We start from the raw sequence: 19,325 nt of genomic DNA, 5'->3' as shown, positions 1-19,325 counted from the left end.
TTTGCTAAATACGCTATGTTTTTAGCTATTCAATTTTTTCTTAAGCAACTCATTTAATTGTTGGGGATTGGCTTTACCCTTAGATACTTTCATCGCTTGGCCTACGAAGAAGCCAAATAGCTTATCTTTTCCAGATCGATACTGTTCGAGCTGCTCAGGGTTAGCTGCTAGTACTTCATCAATAAGTTTTTCAATACTCGCAGTATCAGTCACCTGCTTTAATCCAGAACGTTCAATAATTTCATCAGCTTCACCTTGCTGATCATACATTTGCTCAAAGACTGTTTTTGCAATTTTTCCAGAGATTGTATTATCGACAATTCGTTGAATTAATCCTCCTAGTTGCTGAGGAGAAACAGGGCATTGTTGAATTTCTTTACCTTCTTTATTTAAGGCACCAGCTAAATCTCCCATTACCCAATTGGCACAAAGCTTAGGTTCTCCACCTACCGCTTGTACAGTTTGCTCATAGTAATCTGCTAACTCTCGGCTTGAAGTTAACACGTCTGCATCATAAGCAGAGAGCTGGTATTCATTAATAAACCGTTTCCGCTTGGTATCAGGAAGTTCCGGCAGGGTCGTTTTAATTGTCGCAATAAATTCATCATCAATCACTAAAGGCAGCAAATCAGGATCCGGAAAATAGCGATAATCCATAGCTTCTTCTTTACTGCGCATGGGTCGAGTTTCATTTTTACTGGGATCAAACAAGCGGGTTTCTTGGGTAATGGTGCCCCCCGATTCTAGGATTTCAATTTGTCGTTCAATTTCATATTCAATAGCTCGTTCTACAAAACGGAAAGAGTTGATATTTTTAAGCTCTGTACGGGTACCAAAAGTTTCTTGCCCAAGGGGACGTACGGAGACATTTGCATCACAACGAAAAGATCCCTCCTGCATGTTTCCATCGCAAATCCCTAAATAACACACTAAGGTATGGATTTTTTTCATATAAGCGACTGCTTCTTTTGCAGATCGTAGCTCTGGCTCTGAGACGATTTCTAATAAGGGTGTGCCTGCTCGATTTAAATCGATCCCAGTCATTCCCTGAAAGTCTTCGTGGAGAGATTTGCCTGCATCTTCTTCTAAATGAGCTCGAGTAATGTTAATTTTCTTCTCGATGCCATCTTCTAATCTAATAGTAATATAACCTTTCGTTACAATGGGGAGTTCATACTGGCTGATTTGGTAGCCTTTAGGTAAATCTGGGTAAAAATAATTCTTGCGAGCAAATACAGAATGATGGGTGATATCGGCATGGATTCCTAAGCCAAATTTAACTGCCATTTTTACTGCTGCTTCATTAAGCACTGGAAGTACTCCGGGTAAGCCTAAATCTACTGCACAGGCTTGAGTGTTTGGTAAAGCACCATAGGCAGTAGCTGCACCCGAAAAAATTTTAGATTGCGTAGCAAGCTGGGTGTGAATTTCTAACCCAATAATCGGTTCCCATTGCATAGATAAAATCCTAAAAATTACCGTCCAATTGAATAATAAGTAATACCTAGCTTTGCTAAGAGCAAAGGATCGTATAAATTACGACCATCAAAAATAACAGCCTCTTTTAAAGTAGATTTGATTTTTTCAAAATCTGGGCTACGAAATATGTTCCATTCTGTCACAATAGCCAATGTATCTGCATTTTCTAATGCAGCTTCTGGCGTTTTACATAAAGTAATTTTTTCTTCTTTTCCATAAATACGTTGAGCCTCCCCCATGGCTACTGGATCGTAGGCTTGCACTTGTACATTTTCTTCCCAAAGTGCTTCCATCAGAGTACGGCTAGGAGCTTCCCGCATATCATCTGTATTGGGTTTAAATGCAAGTCCCCAGAGTGCAATAGTCTTTCCTGAAAGATTGCCTTTGAAATGATTTTTTATCTTTTGAAAAAGTATATTTTTTTGCCGATCATTGACTGCTTCAACAGCACTAAGTAACTGTGCATTGTAGCCAACTTCCCGAGCAGTACGTTCTAGTGCTTTTACATCTTTAGGAAAACAAGATCCACCATAGCCGCACCCAGGATAGATAAAGTGATAGCCAATTCGAGGATCAGCACCAATTCCTTGGCGGATTTGCTCAATATTCGCCCCTAATTTTTCAGAAAGATTAGCTAGCTCATTCATAAAGCTAATTTTAGTAGCAAGCATAGCATTTGCAGCATATTTGGTCAGCTCTGCTGATCGAATATCCATAGTAATTAATCGATTATGATTTCTATTAAAAGGGGCATACAATACCCGCAGTAACTCGGTGGTTCGAGGGTTATCAGTGCCAATAATAACCCGATCGGGCTTCATAAAATCTTCAATTGCTGCTCCTTCTTTAAGAAATTCAGGGTTTGAAACCACATCAAACTCGAAATTCACTTTCCGAATATCTAGGGTTTTTTGAATGGTTTCTTTGACCTTATTGGCAGTACCAACCGGCACAGTAGATTTATTAACAATAATCCGATAATCTTCCATAGATTCGGCTATACTTTGAGCAGCAGCAAGTACATACTGTAGATCAGCAGATCCGTCTTCATCAGGAGGAGTGCCTACCGCAATAAATTGAAAAAGACCATGAGCTACTCCCCGAGATATATCTGTAGTAAAATCAATTCGATTCCCCTCTATATTCTTTTGTAATAGAGCTTCCAATCCAGGTTCATAGATTGGAGATTTTCCTTGTTTTAGGGCTGTAATCTTCTGCTCATCAATATCTATACAAAGGACTTCATTACCTATCTCTGCTAAGCAAACTCCAGTAACTAGCCCTACATAACCTGATCCAAAAATTGTAACTTTCATCTTCTTCTAACTTTTTCGTAATTTGGTTTTTTAAAGGTAGATGCTTAATAATATATTTTTCATTTATAGAAACTGTATTATAAGGCTTATTTATTTGTTGCTAAAATAAAAAGTAATATTTAAAACCCTCTTCATAATAAAGTACTTATGTATCAAATTTTTTATAATTTAACGGGAAGAGCTTTTCAGCTCAGTGTAAACCCTCAATTTTTTTATGGGAGTACTATCCATAAACGGGCTATTTCCTATCTACGCTATGGCTTAATACAAGGGGAGGGATTTATTGCAATTACTGGTCCAGTAGGTACTGGTAAAAGCATGCTCGTCCAAATGCTTATTTCAGAGCTTGAGAATGATGTCATTGCCACCCAAATAGGTACGACTCAATTAGAATCAAGCGATATGCTCCGTTACATTGCTGCTTCTTATCACCTAACTTATGAAGGGTTAACGAAAGCTGCATTATTAAAAAATCTTGAATCTTTTTTAATTAACCAAACCCAAAGAGGTAGGCGTGTACTGTTAATTGTAGATGAAGCCCAAGATCTACCCTCAGATTCTCTTGAAGAGTTAAGACTTCTTTCTAATTTCCAAATTAATGGTAAAGCATTATTGCAATGTTTTTTGCTTGGGCAAAATGAATTGCGGCAAATTTTAGCTTTAAAAAGTATGGAACACTTACGGCAAAGAATCATTGCTGCCTACCATCTTAGCCCTCTGGGTAGAGAAGAAACTCAAGGCTATATTGAACATCGTTTAAAACATGTGGGTTGGAGTAAAGATCCTGTGATCACTCATGATGCTTATCAATTAATATATGAACATACCCAAGGTATCCCCCGGCGAATCAATATTTTTTGTGAGCGATTATTGCTTCATGCCTATACTGAAGAATTACATACTATCAATGAGGATGCGGTTAAATCCGTTATTAAAGAGACGAGTTTAGAGAGTTTTACGAATGAATCTACGTTCTCAAACTGATGATTTTCCAACCTTGATTTTTAGCATGGGTTGCTAATTTTTTATCTGGATCTACTACAGTGGGATAGGTGACTTGCTCTAACAAAGGAATATCATTATGAGAATCACTATAAAACCAGCTAGGATTATCTAAAGATAGATGTTGCAGAGCTAACCACTCGTGTAAACGAGTTATTTTACCCTCTCGATAAGAAGGCGTTCCTTCTACTCTTCCCGTATAACAACCATCTTGCATTTCTGGTTCAGTCGCAATGAGGTGCTGCACACCTAGTATTTCTGCAATAGGTTGGGTAATAAATCGATTAGTTGCTGTAATAATCAGTAATGTATGTCCTTGCCTTTGATGAAAACTAATTAATTCTAAGGCTTTAGGTAAAATAATAGGCTGAATTTTTTCTTTAATATATTGGGCTCGCCACGTAATCAGTTGGTTGAAAGGATGGTTTTTTAGTGGCTCAAATTGAAAAGTAAGGAACTCGTAAATATTTAGAGTACCATCCAAGTACTGTTGATAGAACACCTCATTTTTTGCTATTCGGTTAGTGCCATCAATAATGTCTAATTCTGCCAAGAATAAATTCCATAAATAATCAGAATCTCCTCCAATCAATGTATTATCTAAATCAAATATTGCTAATCCCATTTTTTCATAACGTCCTAATTTTAAATTTATTTATAATAGCCAATAATTTAGATCTAAGTGTTAAAATTTAGATATCTTAAAATATGATAATCGTTATCTTAAGGTAAAGGGTGTAGCAGGTCATGATTGACCAAGATGGCTTTAGAGAAAATGTAGGAATTATTCTATGTAATCCTAATAATAAAGTGTTGTGGGCACGGCGTATTAAAGAGCAGGCATGGCAGTTTCCTCAAGGTGGGGTAAAAAAAAATGAGACCCCAGAGGAAGCGGCATATCGGGAATTAGAAGAAGAGATTGGAATAAAACAAAATCACACAGAAATTATTGGTTGCACTCGGAATTGGTTGCATTATCGCCTTCCTCAGCATTTTATTCGTTATGGTAATAAACCCTTATGTATTGGTCAAAAACAGATTTGGTACTTATTCCGCTTTATTGGTCAGCATCAAGATGTACAGCTAAATTTTTCTAATGTTCCAGAATTTGATTATTGGCGCTGGGTAAACTATTGGCACCCTCTAAACGAAATCGTTTACTTTAAACGTAAGGTATATCATAGAGCGCTAAATGAGCTGGCACCCTTAATTTTTCCTGATTATCGCCCTTTTAGGCCTAGAAGACATTATAGAAGTTTATATAAATACAATAAGCGTTGATCGGAAATAAAATCACTATAGAAGTTTCATTAAAACTTTGCTATTGCGTTGATAATTATAAAATACTCGTTTATTTTCAGGTAGCGATTCCAGGCTGGATAGAGTAAATCCTCGCTCTTGAAACCAGTGGAAAGTTTGTGTGGTAAGCACGCAAAGTTGCGTTAATCCTTTTTGTTTTGCTGCTTTTTCAATTGTTGCTAATAAGGCAGTAGCCCGTCCTGATTTACGATATTCTGGATGAACGACTAAACATGCAAGCTCTCCTACTTTCTCTTTTGCAAAAGGATATAGTGCAGCACAAGCGATAATCATTTTGTCTCGCTCCATAACGATAAAGTGATCAATTTCAGTTTCTAATTGTTCTCTGGGTCTTCGTACTAATAGTCCTTTTTGTTCAAGAGGAGTGATTAGTTCTAAAATTCCCCCTACATCCTCTATAGTTGCTTTTTTAGTATCTTCAAAAATAGCTTCAGTAATGAGTATTCCTACCCCATCTCGCTTAAACAGCTCCATAAGCAACGCACCATCCGTATCTTGACTAATGATATGCACTCTCTTTACTCCAGACTGGCTTGCATGGGCTGCGTTGAGTAAATGGGTGATTAAAGATGGATGGAGTTTAGGATAGGATTGGATAAATTGAGTTACTCCTGTAGGGGCTAGCTCTTGAGGCAGAGATACTGAGTCTATCTTAGTAGATTGCATCATAAAAATAAGCTTATCTGCACTCATTGCTATTGCTATTTCCGTAGCGATCTCTTCCCTATCAAGATAAAAAGACTCTCCTGTAGGAGAGTAACCTATAGGGGAAATCAGCACAATGGAACCTTGGCTTAGGGACTGTTGTATTGTATTAATATCTATCTTTCTTATTTCTCCTCTATGGCAATAGTCCACACCATCTCTTACGCCTAAAGGGCGAGCTGTAATAAAATTACCTGATAGTATTTGTATACTCATTCCAGCCATAAAAGAATGAGTTAGCCCTATGGAAAACAAAGACTCTAATTCAATTCGAGTAGTGCCAAGTGCTGCTTTAATGTGAGGCAGGAGTTCAGAATGTATAATTTGTGTACCATTAATCTCACTTAAATTTAAATTACTTTGAGTGAGAATATTTTCAATTTGAGTTTCTGCACCATGTACTAATACAATACGTATTCCTAAACTATATAAGAGTGCTACATCTTGGACAAAGTAAAGAAATTTAGTATCTAAGATAAATGCTCCGCTGAAGGAAATAACAAAAGTTTTTCCTCGATGGGCATAAATATAGGGGGAGGAGTTTCTGAGCCAATGAATTTCTGGTAGTAAGTGAGTAGAATTAGCCATTTTTAATTAAATATTTTTACTAAAATACAGCTTATCTTTTATAAGATCATAGCGATAAAGATAAAAGCTATTTTAATTTTTTTAAAAATTTGTGATTCGACAAGCTACTCTTTCTGATTTAGATTGCTTAATATTTTTGGAGCATAGTTGTTTCAATTCTGATCGCCTTTCTCATCGCCAGCTTCGCTATATGCTTACTCAAGCTAATGGGCAAATACTAGTCGCTGAGCAAAGCGGAGCAATATTAGGTTATGGATTATTGTTATTCAAGAAAAATTCAAGTATATCCCGTTTATATTCTATCGCAGTAGCATCGACTGCTCGCAGAAAAAGAATTGGGGAAGCACTCGTTAGAGAATCTGAAATTTTTGCTCAAACCCGAGGATCTACTGCTCTTCGTTTAGAAATTCGAGTAGATAACCACGCTTCATTAAGGCTATTTCATCAATTAGGATACAAAAAAATTAAAGAGCTCAGAGGTTATTATGAAGACGGTACGGATGGAGTACGCCTAGAGAAACAGTTTAAATGAGAGTAATTCTATATATTTTAAAGAAAAAATTATGAAAGCTGTTACGATTCGCTCACCTGGAGGTCTTGATCGCCTTGAAATTTCTAATTTACCTGATCCGGGTACACCCGGATTTGATCAGATTCGAGTAGCAGTTCATGCCTCATCATTAAATTTTCACGATCTTTTAGTTGCTAATGGAAGCATTCCTACAGCTGATGGTCGAGTACTTATGGCAGATGCAGCAGGGGTGGTTGAAGAGGTTGGTGAAGGTGTTACAGAATTTAAAGTAGGCGATTTAATTGTATCTTGTTTTTTTCCTCAGTGGCAAGATGGTTTACCATTTGCACAAGTTACTAACTTTTCAGGAACCCCAGGTGATGGTATCGATGGTTTTGCTTGTGAATATGTAGTACGGTCAGCTACAGATTTTACCTTGGCTCCCCGTGACTGGGGGTATACTGAAGCAGCTACGATTACTACAGCTGGACTAACTGCTTGGCGAGCATTAGTTGTAAACGGCTCTCTGAAAGCAGGTGAAAAAGTTTTATTGTTAGGTACAGGTGGGGTATCCATTGCCGCATTGCAGCTTACTAAAGCGATGGGTGCTCAAGTAATATGTACTTCCTCTTCTAATGATAAATTGGATCATGCCAAAATATTAGGTGCTGATTATTTGATTAACTACCAAGAAATACCAGAATGGGGTAAAAAGGTATTAGAAATTACAGAAGAAAATGGTGTAGATCATGTAATTGAAGTAGGAGGACCTGGTACTTTAGATCAGTCAATTATTGCAGCAAAAGCAGGTGGTCATATTGCATTAATTGGTATCCTTACAGGGCAACAAGGTACCCTATCTACTCGCCGTTTAATGACTAAGCAAGTTAGGTTACAGGGCCTAATTGTAGGTAATCGCCGCCAACAAAAAGATTATATAGCTGCACTGGAACAAACAGGTATACGGCCAATTATCGATTGTAGTTTTACCTTAGATAAGCTTGCTGATGCATTCTATCGAATGCAAAGTGGTCAGCATTTTGGAAAAATTGTAATTGAATGGTAGTTTTTAATACAAAATAAATATAATACTCCTTAAGTACTTTGTATTTTTTTCTAATCAACGGAAAAAGCTTACCATCTAAAAAATAAAATTAGGATATTTTTTATAAATATAGAAACTAGTGACTAAGTATTTATTTTTATTATCTAATAATCTACATCTCTATAATTATAATGGCTTTACGCCTGCTTTATTATAGTAAAACTATAAAGCATGGCTGAACATCTCCTATTACTGGATCGTCTCTCCGATTGGAAAGAAAGCTATCCTTCTCTTCCTATTATCTCGGCGAAAGATTATCTTACTCTCCCTGAATATGCCAAAAAGAGTCATTTTCATATTATTAATTTATGTCGTAGTTACCATTACTTAAATCTTGGTTACTACTGTTCCTTACTTGCAGAGGCAAGAGGGCATAAATCTATTCCTATGGTACGAACTATTCAAGATTTGAGTCGTAAAGCTATTTATAGCTTAGATATTGAAAATTTAACGGCTAAGCTAGATAAGATTTTATCCCGCAGAGAAGAGAACAAGGAGGCGAGGGTATTTACTTTAGTTTTATTTTTTGGTCTCTGTGAATTTAAAGAACTAAAAGAGCTTGGTCGCTTACTTTTTGAAACCTTTCGAACGCCAATTTTACAAGTTGAATTTCAATATCATAGTCATTGGCGAATTACTGCGATTAAACCCTTTGCTTTTAGCAAACTAACCTCTGAACAAGCCAATTATTTTTTCATTGCTCTAGAAGGATATCTCAGCCAACCTTGGCGTAAGCCTAAAAGCCGATCTCACGCTCGCTACGACTTAGCTATATTACATAATCCTAAAGAGCAATTGTCTCCTTCCGATCCGATAGCACTCAATAAATTTATTAGAGTAGGAAAGCGGCTTGGAGTTAATGTAGAGCTTATCCAAAAACAAGATTATGGGCGACTTGCCGAATATGATGCTTTATTTATCCGTGAAACAACCCAAATTGATCATCATACCTATCGCTTTGCAAAAAAAGCAGAAAGAGAGGGAATGGTGGTCATTGATGATCCAGACTCTATTCTTCGCTGTACAAACAAAATTTATCTAAAAGAAATATTAGAAAGCCATCATTTACCTATTCCTAAAACGGTTATGATTCATAAAAAAAATTGGGAAAAAGTAGAACAACATATCCCTTATCCAGTAGTGATTAAAATCCCTGATGGATCTTTTTCTCGTGGTGTATTTAAAGCAACGGATAAGATAGAGCTGGCTCAAATTACCCAACGATTATTTAAAAAAACAGACTTACTACTTGCTCAAGAATTTGTTTATACTGATTTTGACTGGCGACTAGGAGTATTAAATAAAAAACCCTTATTTGCTTGTCGCTACTTTATGTCTAAAAAGCATTGGCAAATCGTAAATCATAATAATCCGTATCGACCTAAACATGGAAAATATCAAACGCTAAATATAGAAGATATACCTTCTAAAGTAATGAAGGTAGGTTTAAAAGCCGCAAACTTAATTGGAGATGGGTTATATGGAGTGGATTTAAAGGAAACCCCCCACGGAGTAAAAGTAATTGAAATTAATGATAACCCTAATATTGATGCTGGGGTTGAGGATGGAGTACTTAAAGATAAGCTCTATGAACAAATCATTGAAACTTTTGTGGTAAGGATAGAACAAAAAAAATAATTAATCTCTTTTTAAATCCAATAGTATTAAATATTAAAAAATGAGACTAAATAACAAAAAAAATATTTTATTTTTAAAAAATAAAGAAGTAACTACAGTACAGATAACTATATTGTGTATTTCAGTTTCTCTATTTTTCATTGTTTATGGTTTTTATGGAGGAGAGTTATATTCTTGGGAATACACCCAGTTTTTGTTTGATTATAGAGATGAGTTTTTAAAACGAGGGTTAGTAGGGGAGGTTATTCGTCAGCTTGGCTATCAGATGAGTTATGATTTAGCGACCAAGTTATCTTATGGCATCTTCTTTGGGGTTTGTATTGCTTTACTTATTGTAACAATAGCTCCTTTTAAGGGTTATTGGAGACACATTGGATTCTTTGGATTCTTTTTATTTGTTTTTTCTCATTCAGGTACTATCCAACATTTTTATGCCGATTTTCAGCATATGGATGGAATTAATTTTGTTTTAGCTCTGCTTTCTCTATTTTTAATCTATAAAATTAACAAACCATATAAGTACATTTTTGTTTACTTACTCATGGCTATCGCTACCCTCATTCATGAAGCTGTTTTATTTATGTACATTCCATTAGTATTAATCTTTTCTTTTTATCTTGATAGCACTAAAGAAAATATATTACAACTCTTATGCTTGTTAGGTGCATTGTTATGCACTGTATACGCTGTTTCAATTTTTGGATTAGCAAAAAATAGTACTTTAGAGGAGCACTATACAAAGCTTATTAGTACTTACGGTATTTATGAAAGTGAAGCAAATAAAGAAGTGTATAAAGATTCAGTGGCAGTAGTACATAATCGAGGATTAAAGGACAATGCAGATTTAGTATTAGAGCGAATAGCAGTTGATAAAAATCATAATAATGCTGTAAAAAGAAATCATATTAAGCTATTTATTATTTTAATACCTACCTTTTTAATTTATATTAGCTTAGTTTCTGAAGAAATCAAAAAGCATGGTAAGACTAAAGAGCTGTTATTACTTTTGTCTGCATTAAGTCCATTATGCTTATATCCTATCGGATATGATTTTTTTAGATGGTGGGCATTGGCATTAACTAACTTATTTACAATAACTGCACTTATTGCATGGCTAGATAACCAATTTCGTGCATCTCTTATTTCTTTATTTTATCGACATCAAGTCATAGTGTTTATTGCTATCTTTTTTTCTCTTAAAGCAGGCGGGATAGAACATGTGGCACATTTTGCTGGAAACTAAGAAGTTGAATATAAAGTGCTTAAAGATAAGCTCTATGAACAAATGTAATGAGAATAGAGCAGAAAAAGTAGCTAGATTTTATTAATTAAAAATTGATAATTACCTCTCCAGCAACAATAACTCGGCTACTTCTTGTATTATCATCAAACGCTTTATAGCCTGTGTTAGAGTACATCCAATCGGTGCGTACTTCGGGTCTAAAAGTAATCCATTCTGTCACTTTCCAATTTACTCCTACAGTAGATTCAAAATAGTCTGCAGGAGCAGAAAGCCCATTAGAAAACACGCGCACACCATTTGCATCACGGAACCACTCAAAACGCATCCCTATTCCAAGAGTTTCACTAAATTTGTAGAGCAAGTATTGATTCATACCATACCATTTATCCACTTTATCACTTGCTGTATTGTTATGTTGGATTCCAAAATCATGCTGCCAAGTATAATGCCAACGATCGGTAATATCATAATTAAATACAAGACTATACATAGTCCGATCGCTGTTAGGCATATTCCCTGATATTTTTGATACACCACCGGTAATCACGCTAGCGTCAAAAGTACTACGCCCGTCATCGCTAATAAAACTAATTCCTCCCAGATAATTAAAATTCTGTGGATCTTTAGAAAAATTATCCCAACCTAAAACACCTCCTGATTTAATCGTAATATTATTGGTAATAGGGGATTCGGCAATAAACCCTGTATGAGTAAAGGGCTCACCATATTGCATAGTATAAGCGTGGGAGTAAAAAAAGTTATTAGGCGAAGTGACTGTTTCATGACCGATAATCGTATAGAAATGACCTACTTTTATGTCTATACCTTTTCCATAGGGGGCAAAAATTTCTGCATAAAATTGAGGAAGAGCAACTTTATAAAAATTTGAAAAGTTATTGTCTACTATATTTATATCTAACCCAGTTTCTTGAGTAAATGGAGCATCTACCCCAAACATGAAATCAGCACGACCACCAAAACTCCATTGATTTCCCTCCACATCCGCAACTCGCTCAATGAACAAGTAAAATTGATCGAGTACTGGCACATTGGCTCGGTTGTTAAAAGTAAGTGGACCGTTATTACCATCTTTTGGTAGGTAGGGATTAATTACAACGCCGCTTTCTACCCAGCCATCAACGTTAAATCCAAGTTGATCCATAAAAGCAGATCGACGTACATTATTATCTGATAGGAAACTGAAAAGCCCATCACTTTTTTTAAAATCTACTGCTTCTATGGGGATTGTGATTGAAGCAATCGCTATAGATAGTAAACGATTTAGCTGCAGCGTTTTATTTTTAATCGAATCTGACCTCTTTTTTTTTTATTTAAAAAATATAGTAAAATCCTGATGTAAAAAGATAAATTTTTATCTTGATCAATTATTGTATATAGTACCCAATCTTCAGTTTAGCAAATAAATATTAATTTATACTGAATTTCAGATATGAGAATTTAAAGGATGAATTTATGATTGACGGAAAAATATTAGATGATCTTGCCCATAAACTCTCAAAAGTAGTGCCTACAGGATTGCAAGATATTCAAAAAGATATAGAAAAAAATTTTCGCGCTGTACTAAGTAGTGCTTTTTCACGATTAGATTTAGTTACTAGGGAAGAATTTGACGTACAACAAGCAGTACTTGCTCGAACTCGAATAAAGCTAGAAGGACTAGAGGTGCAAGTAGCTGAACTAGAAGAGAAACTAAGAGTAGGTGCTGGATCTAAAGTACCTACAGAAAAAAAAGAATAAATTCTATTCTCTCCTCTATTAAGATTGTAGCTATAAGGATTGATGCCCTTAGCAGTTACCTATAGTCGTGCTCAATCTGGAATTGAAGCCCCCTTAGTTACGGTAGAAGTACATCTTTCCAATGGACTTCCTGCTTTTACCATTGTAGGATTACCTGAAGCTACGGTAAAAGAGAGTAGAGAGCGAGTTCGAGGAGCGTTACTCAATTCCCACTTTGAATTTCCAGCACGTCGTATCACCGTTAATTTAGCACCTGCTGACCTTCCTAAAGAAGGGGGACGATTTGATTTAGCCATAGCATTAGGTATTTTATCTGCTTCAGGGCAAATTTCTCCTTCCAATTTAACGGATTATGAGTTTATCAGTGAGCTTTCCTTAAATGGCGGGTTGAGAAGTGTTCGTGCAGTATTGCCTACTGCATTACAAACAAAGAGAGCTAAACGAATTCTAATTATAGCTAAGGACAATTTACTAGAAATTGGATTAGTTTCTGATATTAAAGTATTTTCAGCTACCAATTTATTGGAGGTATGTGAATATTTCCAGAAACAGCTACCCCTTTCTCCACTAGCAAATCTACCTAAAGTTAGTAAAAACTACTATACGGATATAAGTGATGTGCGTGGTCAATATCAGGCAAAGCGATCTTTAGAGGTTGCTGCTGCTGGGGGTCATAATATGTTAATGATTGGCCCACCTGGGGCCGGAAAAACTATGTTAGCTAGCTGTCTACCAGGGATTTTGCCTCCAATGACAGAACAAGAAGCTTTAGAAAGTGCGACTGTACAATCCATTAGTGGCCAAGGTTTTAATCCAGATCATGGCTGGCAACAGCGGCCTTTTCGTACACCCCATCATACAGCCTCTGCAGTGGCATTAGTAGGTGGTGGTGGACAGCCTAAACCGGGGGAAATTTCTTTAGCTCACCATGGAGTATTGTTCTTAGATGAATTGCCTGAATTTGAGCGGAAAGTTCTAGAAGTACTCAGAGAACCTTTAGAGTCCGGAAAAATTATTATTTCTCGAGCGGCAAGGCAAATAGAATTTCCTGCAAAATTTCAGCTAATTGCAGCAATGAATCCTTGTCCTTGCGGTTATTTAGGAGATTCTAGAGGGAAATGCCGATGTACTTTAGAGCAGATTCAACGGTATGGAGCTAAAGTTTCAGGTCCCTTATTGGATCGGATTGATATTCACATGGAGATACCTGCAGTACCATTAAATTTATTACATTCTGAAGCAGAAAAATCTGCAGAGCAAAGCATACAAGTTCAAGCAAGAGTAAAAAAAGCAAGAAAAGTGCAATATAGCCGATTAAATAAGCTCAATAGTTGGCTTAATAACAAAGAAATTAGCCAGATATGTATGCTGAGCACTCAAGGCTATTCGTTATTGGAGCAAGCCTCAGAGCGCTTAGGTTTTTCTGCACGAGCCTATCATCGTATTTTAAAAGTAGCTCGAACCATTGCAGATTTAGAAGCGAGTAAAACAATTGAAATTCCTCACCTTTCAGAAGCTATTGGCTATCGGCGTTTAGATCGTATCTATGGAAACGCTTAATTCTCAACAAAAGCAGGCAGTACAACATATTGATGACCCTCTATTAGTATTAGCTGGTGCAGGTAGCGGTAAAACAAAGGTGATTACCCATAAAATAGCTTACCTTATCCAAACTTGTGGGTTTTCAGCCCGATCCATTGCGGCTGTTACATTTACTAATAAAGCGGCTAGAGAGATGAAAGATCGGATTAGTCAGCTCTTACCTAAAGAAAAAACTCGAGGCTTAACCGTTTCCACTTTTCATACTTTAGGACTAAACATTTTACGTAGAGAGTGGGAACATCTAAATCTTAAAAAGAATTTCTCACTACTTGACTCTCAAGATAGCCTTTCTCTGATTGCAGATATATGCCAGCAAGAGTATACCTATGATGGAGATAAAAACAATCTACAGTGGCAAATTTCTGCTTGGAAGAATGCGTTAATTACACCTGAACAGGCATTGAATCAGGGTGGCAACCCACAGGAAAATTTAACTGCTCGAGTATATACAACTTACGAGCGACGGCTACGATCCTATAATGCAGTGGATTTTGATGATCTTATTGTATTACCTCTATATTTATTTACTACTCAAACAGAGGTGCTTAATCGTTGGCAAAACTACTTACACTATTTGCTCGTAGATGAATATCAAGATACTAATGAGGCACAGTATCAGCTTATTAAAGCTTTAGCAGGAGTGCGAAGCGCTTTTACTGTAGTAGGTGATGATGATCAATCTATTTATACTTGGCGAGGGGCTCGTCCAGAGAACTTATACCAACTTAAAGAAGATTTTCCTCGGCTTACAGTAATTAAACTAGAACAAAATTATCGATCTACCACTCGTATTTTACGAGTAGCTAATCAGCTGATTAGCCAAAATTCACATATTTTTGAAAAGCGACTTTGGAGTACTTTAGGAGAAGGTAATCCAATCCAAGTGATCTCTTGCCAAGATGAATTCCATGAGGCAGATAAGGTGATTGCTCAATTAATGTACCATCAATTTAAACATCGTTGTACATTCAAAGACTATGCGATTTTATATCGAGGTAATTACCAATCTCGACTCTTTGAAAAGGCCTTACGTACTCAAGGGATTCCTTATACTCTGAGTGGAGGCACTTCTTTTTTTGATCGTACTGAAGTCAAAGATATAATGGCCTATCTACGGCTTTTAACCAATGGAGATGATGATCATGCTTTTCTACGAATTGTGAATACGCCACGACGAGGTATTGGAGCAGTTACCTTAGAAAAGCTAGCACAATATGCAACCCATCGAGATCAAAGCTTATTAGGTGCTTGTTTTGAAGTAGGATTGAATAGTCAGCTTCCAGAAGAGGCAGTAGAGAAGCTATACAATTTTGCTCGATGGATTATTGAATTAGGAGATCAAGGACAGCGTAGTGATCCCATTGAAGTAGTTAAGGATTTAATTAAAGAATCTAATTATTACCATTGGTTAGATGAAACTTGTAACGATCCTCGTGCAGTAGAGAAAAAAACAGGGAATATTGAAGATTTAGTTCAATGGTTAGCACGTTTATATGAACAGGGAGACAATAGACAAACTTTAAGCGATTTGGTAGCTCACATCAGTCTCCAAGATATTCTAGAGCGAAATCAAGAGAAAAAAAGCCAAGATACAGTAAATTTATCTACTCTCCATGCTGCCAAAGGATTAGAGTTTCCCCATGTATTTATGGTAGGTATGGAAGAGGAGCTCTTACCTCATCGCAACAGTATTGAGCAAGATATTATCGAAGAAGAGCGGCGCCTAGCTTATGTAGGCATTACTCGGGCGCAACGAAACTTGTGGTTTACTTTAGCTGAAAAACGCCAACGATATGGTGAGGCATTTACTTGTCAACCTAGCCGATTTTTATCAGAGCTACCTTCAGCGGATCTAAGATGGGAAGATCAAGAGTCATCAAAAGATCCAGCTGAGCGTATTCAGCGGGGAAAAGCTCATTTAGCTCACTTACGTACATTATTAAATTAATTTTTTCAATTAGAATACTTCTAACATAAACTATTTTTTGGAGAGAGCAATGCCGGTTTATCGATCTCGAACAACAACCCATGGTAGAAATATGGCAGGTGCTCGTGCATTATGGCGAGCTACGGGTATGAAAGAAGAGGATTTTGAAAAACCAATTATTGCCATTGCCAACTCTTTTACCCAATTTGTTCCTGGTCATGTACATTTAAAAGATCTAGGACAATTAGTTGCGAGAGAAATTGAAAAACAAGGAGGAGTAGCTAAGGAATTTAATACCATTGCAGTGGATGATGGAATTGCTATGGGTCATAGTGGCATGCTCTACTCTCTACCTTCCCGAGAAATTATTGCTGATTCGGTAGAGTATATGATCAATGCTCATTGTGCTGATGCCATGGTGTGCATTTCCAACTGCGACAAAATTACTCCAGGCATGCTGATGGCAGCACTGCGGCTCAATATTCCTACTATCTTTGTTTCTGGTGGACCGATGGAAGCGGGGAAAATTAAGCTCCATGGAAAAAATATGAGTCTTGATTTAGTAGATGCGATGGTAGCAGCAGTAGATTTTCACGCAAGTGATGAGGATGTGATAGCTTATGAGCAATCGGCTTGTCCTACCTGCGGTTCTTGCTCAGGAATGTTTACTGCTAATTCCATGAATTGTTTGACTGAAGTACTTGGATTATCCCTACCAGGTAATGGCTCTTTATTAGCCACCCATGGAGATCGTAAAGACTTATTTCTAGAATCAGGGCGAATTATTGTAGAGCTAGCAAAACGTTACTACGAGCAGGATGATCATAGGGTATTACCTAGATCGATTGCGAGCTTTGATGCTTTTGAAAATGCCATGAGTTTAGATATCGCTATGGGAGGATCCACCAATACAGTGTTACACCTCCTTGCTGCTGCCCATGAAGCAGGGGTAGATTTTTCTATGGCAGATATTGATCGTTTATCTCTAAAGGTTCCTCATTTATGTAAGGTTTCTCCAGCTACCCCAGAATATCACATGGAAGATTTACATCGAGCAGGGGGAGTCATGGCCATTCTTGGAGAACTCAATCAATCTGGGTTAATCAATCGGGAAGTATATACAGTTCATAGCAAAACTTTGGGAAATGCCCTTGAACAATGGGATATTGCCCGTACTCAAGATGAGACTATTCAAAGTCGATACTTAGCAGCACCTGGAGGAATTGCAACCCAAGTAGCTTTTAGCCAAAGTAATCGCTGGCGAAATCTTGATTTAGATCGGGAGAAAGGGTGTATTCGTGATATTGCCCATGCTTATAGTCAAGATGGGGGGTTAGCCATACTCTATGGTAATCTTGCAGAAGAAGGGTGTGTAGTGAAAACCGCTGGGGTAGATCCTTCTATTTTAATTTTTTCTGGCCCAGCTCAAGTCTTTGAAAGCCAAGAGGACGCTGTGGACGCTATTTTGAGCGATTCCATTCATTCAGGAGAGATTATGATTATTCGCTATGAAGGACCTAAAGGAGGTCCTGGAATGCAAGAAATGCTTTATCCTACTAGCTATTTAAAAGCAAAAGGGTTAGGGGTAGCTTGTGCCTTAATTACCGATGGTAGATTTTCTGGAGGTACATCAGGACTTTCTATTGGTCATATTTCTCCTGAAGCAGCAGAAGGAGGATTAATTGGGTTAGTAGAAGAAGGTGATGTAATAGAAATCAACATTCCCCATCGGAGAATTCATTTGGCAGTAGATGAGCAAATACTTACCCAACGTAGAATAGCTATGGAACAAAAAGGAGTACAAGCTTGGCAGCCTCAAAATAGAAATCGTCCTATTTCTTCAGCCCTTCAAGCTTACGCTGCCTTAACTACATCTGCAGCAAAAGGAGCAGTACGAGATATTACCCAACTTAAGAAGTAATTTTCTACCTTAAACATAGACGTTATCTCTAAAAGCAGGTATTCTTCCTTTTTAGCGGTAAAGCGCCCGTAGCTCAGTTGGATAGAGCGTTGGCCTCCGGAGCCAAAGGTCAGAGGTTCAAATCCCCTCGGGCGCGCCATCTAAATAAATATCCTTTTTCTCCTGATATTTCTCTTTTTTTCTCACCTATATTTCTCCTTTATAATTAGGTATTCAAAATCCATGTTAAAGACAATAGAGGTATAAACTATGGGGCTTCTTGTAAATGGTCAGTGGCACAATCAATGGTATGATACTAAAAATAGTGGAGGGAGGTTTAAGCGAGAAGTGAGCCAATTTCGTAACTGGATTACCCCTGATGGATCACCGGGATTATCTGGAGAAGGAGGATTTAAAGCAGAATCTAATCGTTATCATTTATATGTATCTTACGCCTGCCCTTGGGCTCATCGTACTTTAATTATGCGTGCATGGAAGGGGCTTGAGAAGCATATTAGTATTTCTGTAGTTCATCCACTGATGCTAGAAAATGGTTGGGAGTTTCGCACTGATTTTGAGGGAGCTACAGGGGATAATCTGTATGGATTTGAAAAGCTCTATCAGCTCTATATAAAAGCAAATTCTAGTTATACAGGTCGGTCAGTCGTGCCCATATTATGGGATAAGCAGCAAGAAATCATTGTAAATAATGAATCGAGTGAAATTATCCGTATGTTAAATAGTACCTTTGATCATATTGGTGCTACAGTAGGAGATTATTACCCAGATCATTTACATTCAGATATCGATGCTATGAATAGCCTTGTTTATGACAACGTAAATAATGGTGTGTACAAAGCAGGGTTTGCCACCAGTCAAGAAGCTTATGATGAAGCGGTCACTGTTTTGTTCGATACCTTAGAAGAGCTAGAATCTAAATTAGAGAAAAATAGTTTTCTGGTAGGTAATCAACTGACTGAGGCAGATTTAAGGTTATGGACAAGTTTATTGCGTTTTGATCCAGTTTATGTAACCCATTTTAAATGCGATCAAAAGCGAATTGCAGATTATCCAAATCTTAGCCACTTACTCCACCGTATCTATCATATGCATGGCGTAGCAGATACGGTTCACTGGGATCATATCCGAAATCATTACTTTCGAAGCCACCCAACGATAAACCCTTATGGGATTATCTCTATTGGTCCTATCTTAGATCTTTAGGTCAACA

General features: G+C 37.1%; 16 protein-coding genes and 1 tRNA gene. 12 read left to right on the top strand and 5 right to left on the bottom strand.

The annotated features are described in order from the left end of the window. Window positions 1–21: 21 nt before the first annotated feature. Window positions 22–1,458 (bottom strand): Asp-tRNA(Asn)/Glu-tRNA(Gln) amidotransferase subunit GatB, encoded by a 1,437-nt coding sequence (gene gatB, locus NSCAC_RS06710; protein WP_197744053.1) that lies wholly within the window; start codon window positions 1,456–1,458, stop codon window positions 22–24. Between the two features lie 17 nt (window positions 1,459–1,475). Next, window positions 1,476–2,795 carry a UDP-glucose dehydrogenase family protein gene (locus NSCAC_RS06705; RefSeq protein ID WP_197744052.1) on the bottom strand — a complete coding sequence of 440 codons (1,320 nt, stop codon included), beginning with the start codon at window positions 2,793–2,795 and terminating at the stop codon, window positions 1,476–1,478. A 147-nt stretch (window positions 2,796–2,942) separates the two neighbouring features. On the opposite strand from NSCAC_RS06705, the gene NSCAC_RS06700 reads away from it, so the two are divergent. Further along, complete coding sequence (locus tag NSCAC_RS06700; RefSeq protein ID WP_197744051.1) at window positions 2,943–3,779, top strand: XrtA/PEP-CTERM system-associated ATPase; 837 nt, start codon at window positions 2,943–2,945, stop codon at window positions 3,777–3,779. Here NSCAC_RS06700 and NSCAC_RS06695 read toward each other — a convergent pair. Next, window positions 3,763–4,422, bottom strand: coding sequence for a histidinol-phosphatase (locus NSCAC_RS06695; RefSeq protein ID WP_197744050.1), 660 nt, complete (start codon window positions 4,420–4,422; stop codon window positions 3,763–3,765). The genes NSCAC_RS06700 and NSCAC_RS06695 overlap by 17 nt on opposite strands. A 122-nt stretch (window positions 4,423–4,544) precedes the next feature. Here NSCAC_RS06695 and NSCAC_RS06690 point away from each other — a divergent pair, with 122 nt between their 5' ends. Beyond that, window positions 4,545–5,078: an RNA pyrophosphohydrolase gene (locus NSCAC_RS06690; protein WP_197744049.1), complete on the top strand. Its 534-nt coding sequence runs from the start codon at window positions 4,545–4,547 to the stop codon at window positions 5,076–5,078. A 15-nt stretch (window positions 5,079–5,093) separates the two neighbouring features. Here the strand turns inward: NSCAC_RS06690 and argA are convergent, their stop codons facing one another. Then, complete coding sequence (argA, locus tag NSCAC_RS06685; RefSeq protein WP_197744048.1) at window positions 5,094–6,410, bottom strand: amino-acid N-acetyltransferase; 1,317 nt, start codon at window positions 6,408–6,410, stop codon at window positions 5,094–5,096. 91 nt (window positions 6,411–6,501) lie between these two features. Between argA and NSCAC_RS06680 the strand changes: the two genes are divergently transcribed. From NSCAC_RS06680 to NSCAC_RS06665, 4 genes are all read left to right on the top strand, one after another. Beyond that, entirely contained in the window at window positions 6,502–6,942 is a 441-nt protein-coding gene (locus NSCAC_RS06680; RefSeq protein WP_197744047.1) for a GNAT family N-acetyltransferase, read from the top strand. A gap of 31 nt (window positions 6,943–6,973) precedes the next feature. Then, window positions 6,974–7,987 carry a zinc-dependent alcohol dehydrogenase family protein gene (locus NSCAC_RS06675; protein WP_197744046.1) on the top strand — a complete coding sequence of 338 codons (1,014 nt, stop codon included), beginning with the start codon at window positions 6,974–6,976 and terminating at the stop codon, window positions 7,985–7,987. 210 nt (window positions 7,988–8,197) lie between these two features. After that, window positions 8,198–9,664: a RimK family protein gene (locus NSCAC_RS06670; RefSeq protein ID WP_197744045.1), complete on the top strand. Its 1,467-nt coding sequence runs from the start codon at window positions 8,198–8,200 to the stop codon at window positions 9,662–9,664. 40 nt (window positions 9,665–9,704) lie between these two features. Then, entirely contained in the window at window positions 9,705–10,907 is a 1,203-nt protein-coding gene (locus NSCAC_RS06665; protein WP_197744044.1) for a hypothetical protein, read from the top strand. An 85-nt stretch (window positions 10,908–10,992) separates the two neighbouring features. Here the strand turns inward: NSCAC_RS06665 and NSCAC_RS06660 are convergent, their stop codons facing one another. After that, on the bottom strand, window positions 10,993–12,069 hold the full coding sequence (locus NSCAC_RS06660; protein ID WP_197744043.1) for a porin: 1,077 nt from the start codon (window positions 12,067–12,069) through the stop codon (window positions 10,993–10,995). A 311-nt stretch (window positions 12,070–12,380) separates the two neighbouring features. Between NSCAC_RS06660 and ubiK the strand changes: the two genes are divergently transcribed. From ubiK to NSCAC_RS06630, 6 genes are all read left to right on the top strand, one after another. Beyond that, window positions 12,381–12,665, top strand: coding sequence for a ubiquinone biosynthesis accessory factor UbiK (gene ubiK, locus NSCAC_RS06655; RefSeq protein ID WP_197744042.1), 285 nt, complete (start codon window positions 12,381–12,383; stop codon window positions 12,663–12,665). A 42-nt stretch (window positions 12,666–12,707) separates the two neighbouring features. Then, window positions 12,708–14,225 (top strand): YifB family Mg chelatase-like AAA ATPase, encoded by a 1,518-nt coding sequence (locus NSCAC_RS06650; RefSeq protein WP_197744041.1) that lies wholly within the window; start codon window positions 12,708–12,710, stop codon window positions 14,223–14,225. Continuing rightward, complete coding sequence (gene rep, locus NSCAC_RS06645; RefSeq protein ID WP_197744040.1) at window positions 14,212–16,215, top strand: DNA helicase Rep; 2,004 nt, start codon at window positions 14,212–14,214, stop codon at window positions 16,213–16,215. Before NSCAC_RS06650 ends, rep begins: the two co-directional genes overlap by 14 nt. Before the next feature lie 49 nt (window positions 16,216–16,264). Beyond that, window positions 16,265–18,115, top strand: a complete 1,851-nt coding sequence (ilvD, locus tag NSCAC_RS06640) for a dihydroxy-acid dehydratase (RefSeq protein ID WP_197744039.1) — start codon at window positions 16,265–16,267, stop codon at window positions 18,113–18,115. 62 nt (window positions 18,116–18,177) lie between these two features. After that, window positions 18,178–18,254, top strand: a tRNA-Arg gene (locus NSCAC_RS06635). Between the two features lie 110 nt (window positions 18,255–18,364). Next, window positions 18,365–19,318: a glutathione S-transferase family protein gene (locus NSCAC_RS06630; protein ID WP_197744038.1), complete on the top strand. Its 954-nt coding sequence runs from the start codon at window positions 18,365–18,367 to the stop codon at window positions 19,316–19,318. The last annotated feature ends 7 nt before the right edge of the window (window positions 19,319–19,325 follow it).

This window comes from Candidatus Nitrosacidococcus tergens, assembly GCF_902810445.1.
In the GTDB taxonomy this organism is placed as follows: Bacteria; Pseudomonadota; Gammaproteobacteria; order Nitrosococcales; family Nitrosococcaceae; genus Nitrosacidococcus; species Nitrosacidococcus tergens.
The sequence above is the reverse complement of the archived record's forward strand: the minus strand, read 5'-3'. Positions and strand labels throughout refer to the sequence as shown.

Coding starts and splice junctions, on each gene's coding strand:
- gatB (WP_197744053.1), bottom strand. CDS start 1,458: ATGCAATGGGAACCGATTATTGGGTTAGAAATTCACACCCAGCTTGCT.
- NSCAC_RS06705 (WP_197744052.1), bottom strand. CDS start 2,795: ATGAAAGTTACAATTTTTGGATCAGGTTATGTAGGGCTAGTTACTGGA.
- NSCAC_RS06700 (WP_197744051.1), top strand. CDS start 2,943: ATGTATCAAATTTTTTATAATTTAACGGGAAGAGCTTTTCAGCTCAGT.
- NSCAC_RS06695 (WP_197744050.1), bottom strand. CDS start 4,422: ATGGGATTAGCAATATTTGATTTAGATAATACATTGATTGGAGGAGAT.
- NSCAC_RS06690 (WP_197744049.1), top strand. CDS start 4,545: ATGATTGACCAAGATGGCTTTAGAGAAAATGTAGGAATTATTCTATGT.
- argA (WP_197744048.1), bottom strand. CDS start 6,410: ATGGCTAATTCTACTCACTTACTACCAGAAATTCATTGGCTCAGAAAC.
- NSCAC_RS06675 (WP_197744046.1), top strand. CDS start 6,974: ATGAAAGCTGTTACGATTCGCTCACCTGGAGGTCTTGATCGCCTTGAA.
- NSCAC_RS06670 (WP_197744045.1), top strand. CDS start 8,198: ATGGCTGAACATCTCCTATTACTGGATCGTCTCTCCGATTGGAAAGAA.
- NSCAC_RS06665 (WP_197744044.1), top strand. CDS start 9,705: ATGAGACTAAATAACAAAAAAAATATTTTATTTTTAAAAAATAAAGAA.
- NSCAC_RS06660 (WP_197744043.1), bottom strand. CDS start 12,069: ATGGATCAACTTGGATTTAACGTTGATGGCTGGGTAGAAAGCGGCGTT.
- ubiK (WP_197744042.1), top strand. CDS start 12,381: ATGATTGACGGAAAAATATTAGATGATCTTGCCCATAAACTCTCAAAA.
- NSCAC_RS06650 (WP_197744041.1), top strand. CDS start 12,708: ATGCCCTTAGCAGTTACCTATAGTCGTGCTCAATCTGGAATTGAAGCC.
- rep (WP_197744040.1), top strand. CDS start 14,212: ATGGAAACGCTTAATTCTCAACAAAAGCAGGCAGTACAACATATTGAT.
- ilvD (WP_197744039.1), top strand. CDS start 16,265: ATGCCGGTTTATCGATCTCGAACAACAACCCATGGTAGAAATATGGCA.
- NSCAC_RS06630 (WP_197744038.1), top strand. CDS start 18,365: ATGGGGCTTCTTGTAAATGGTCAGTGGCACAATCAATGGTATGATACT.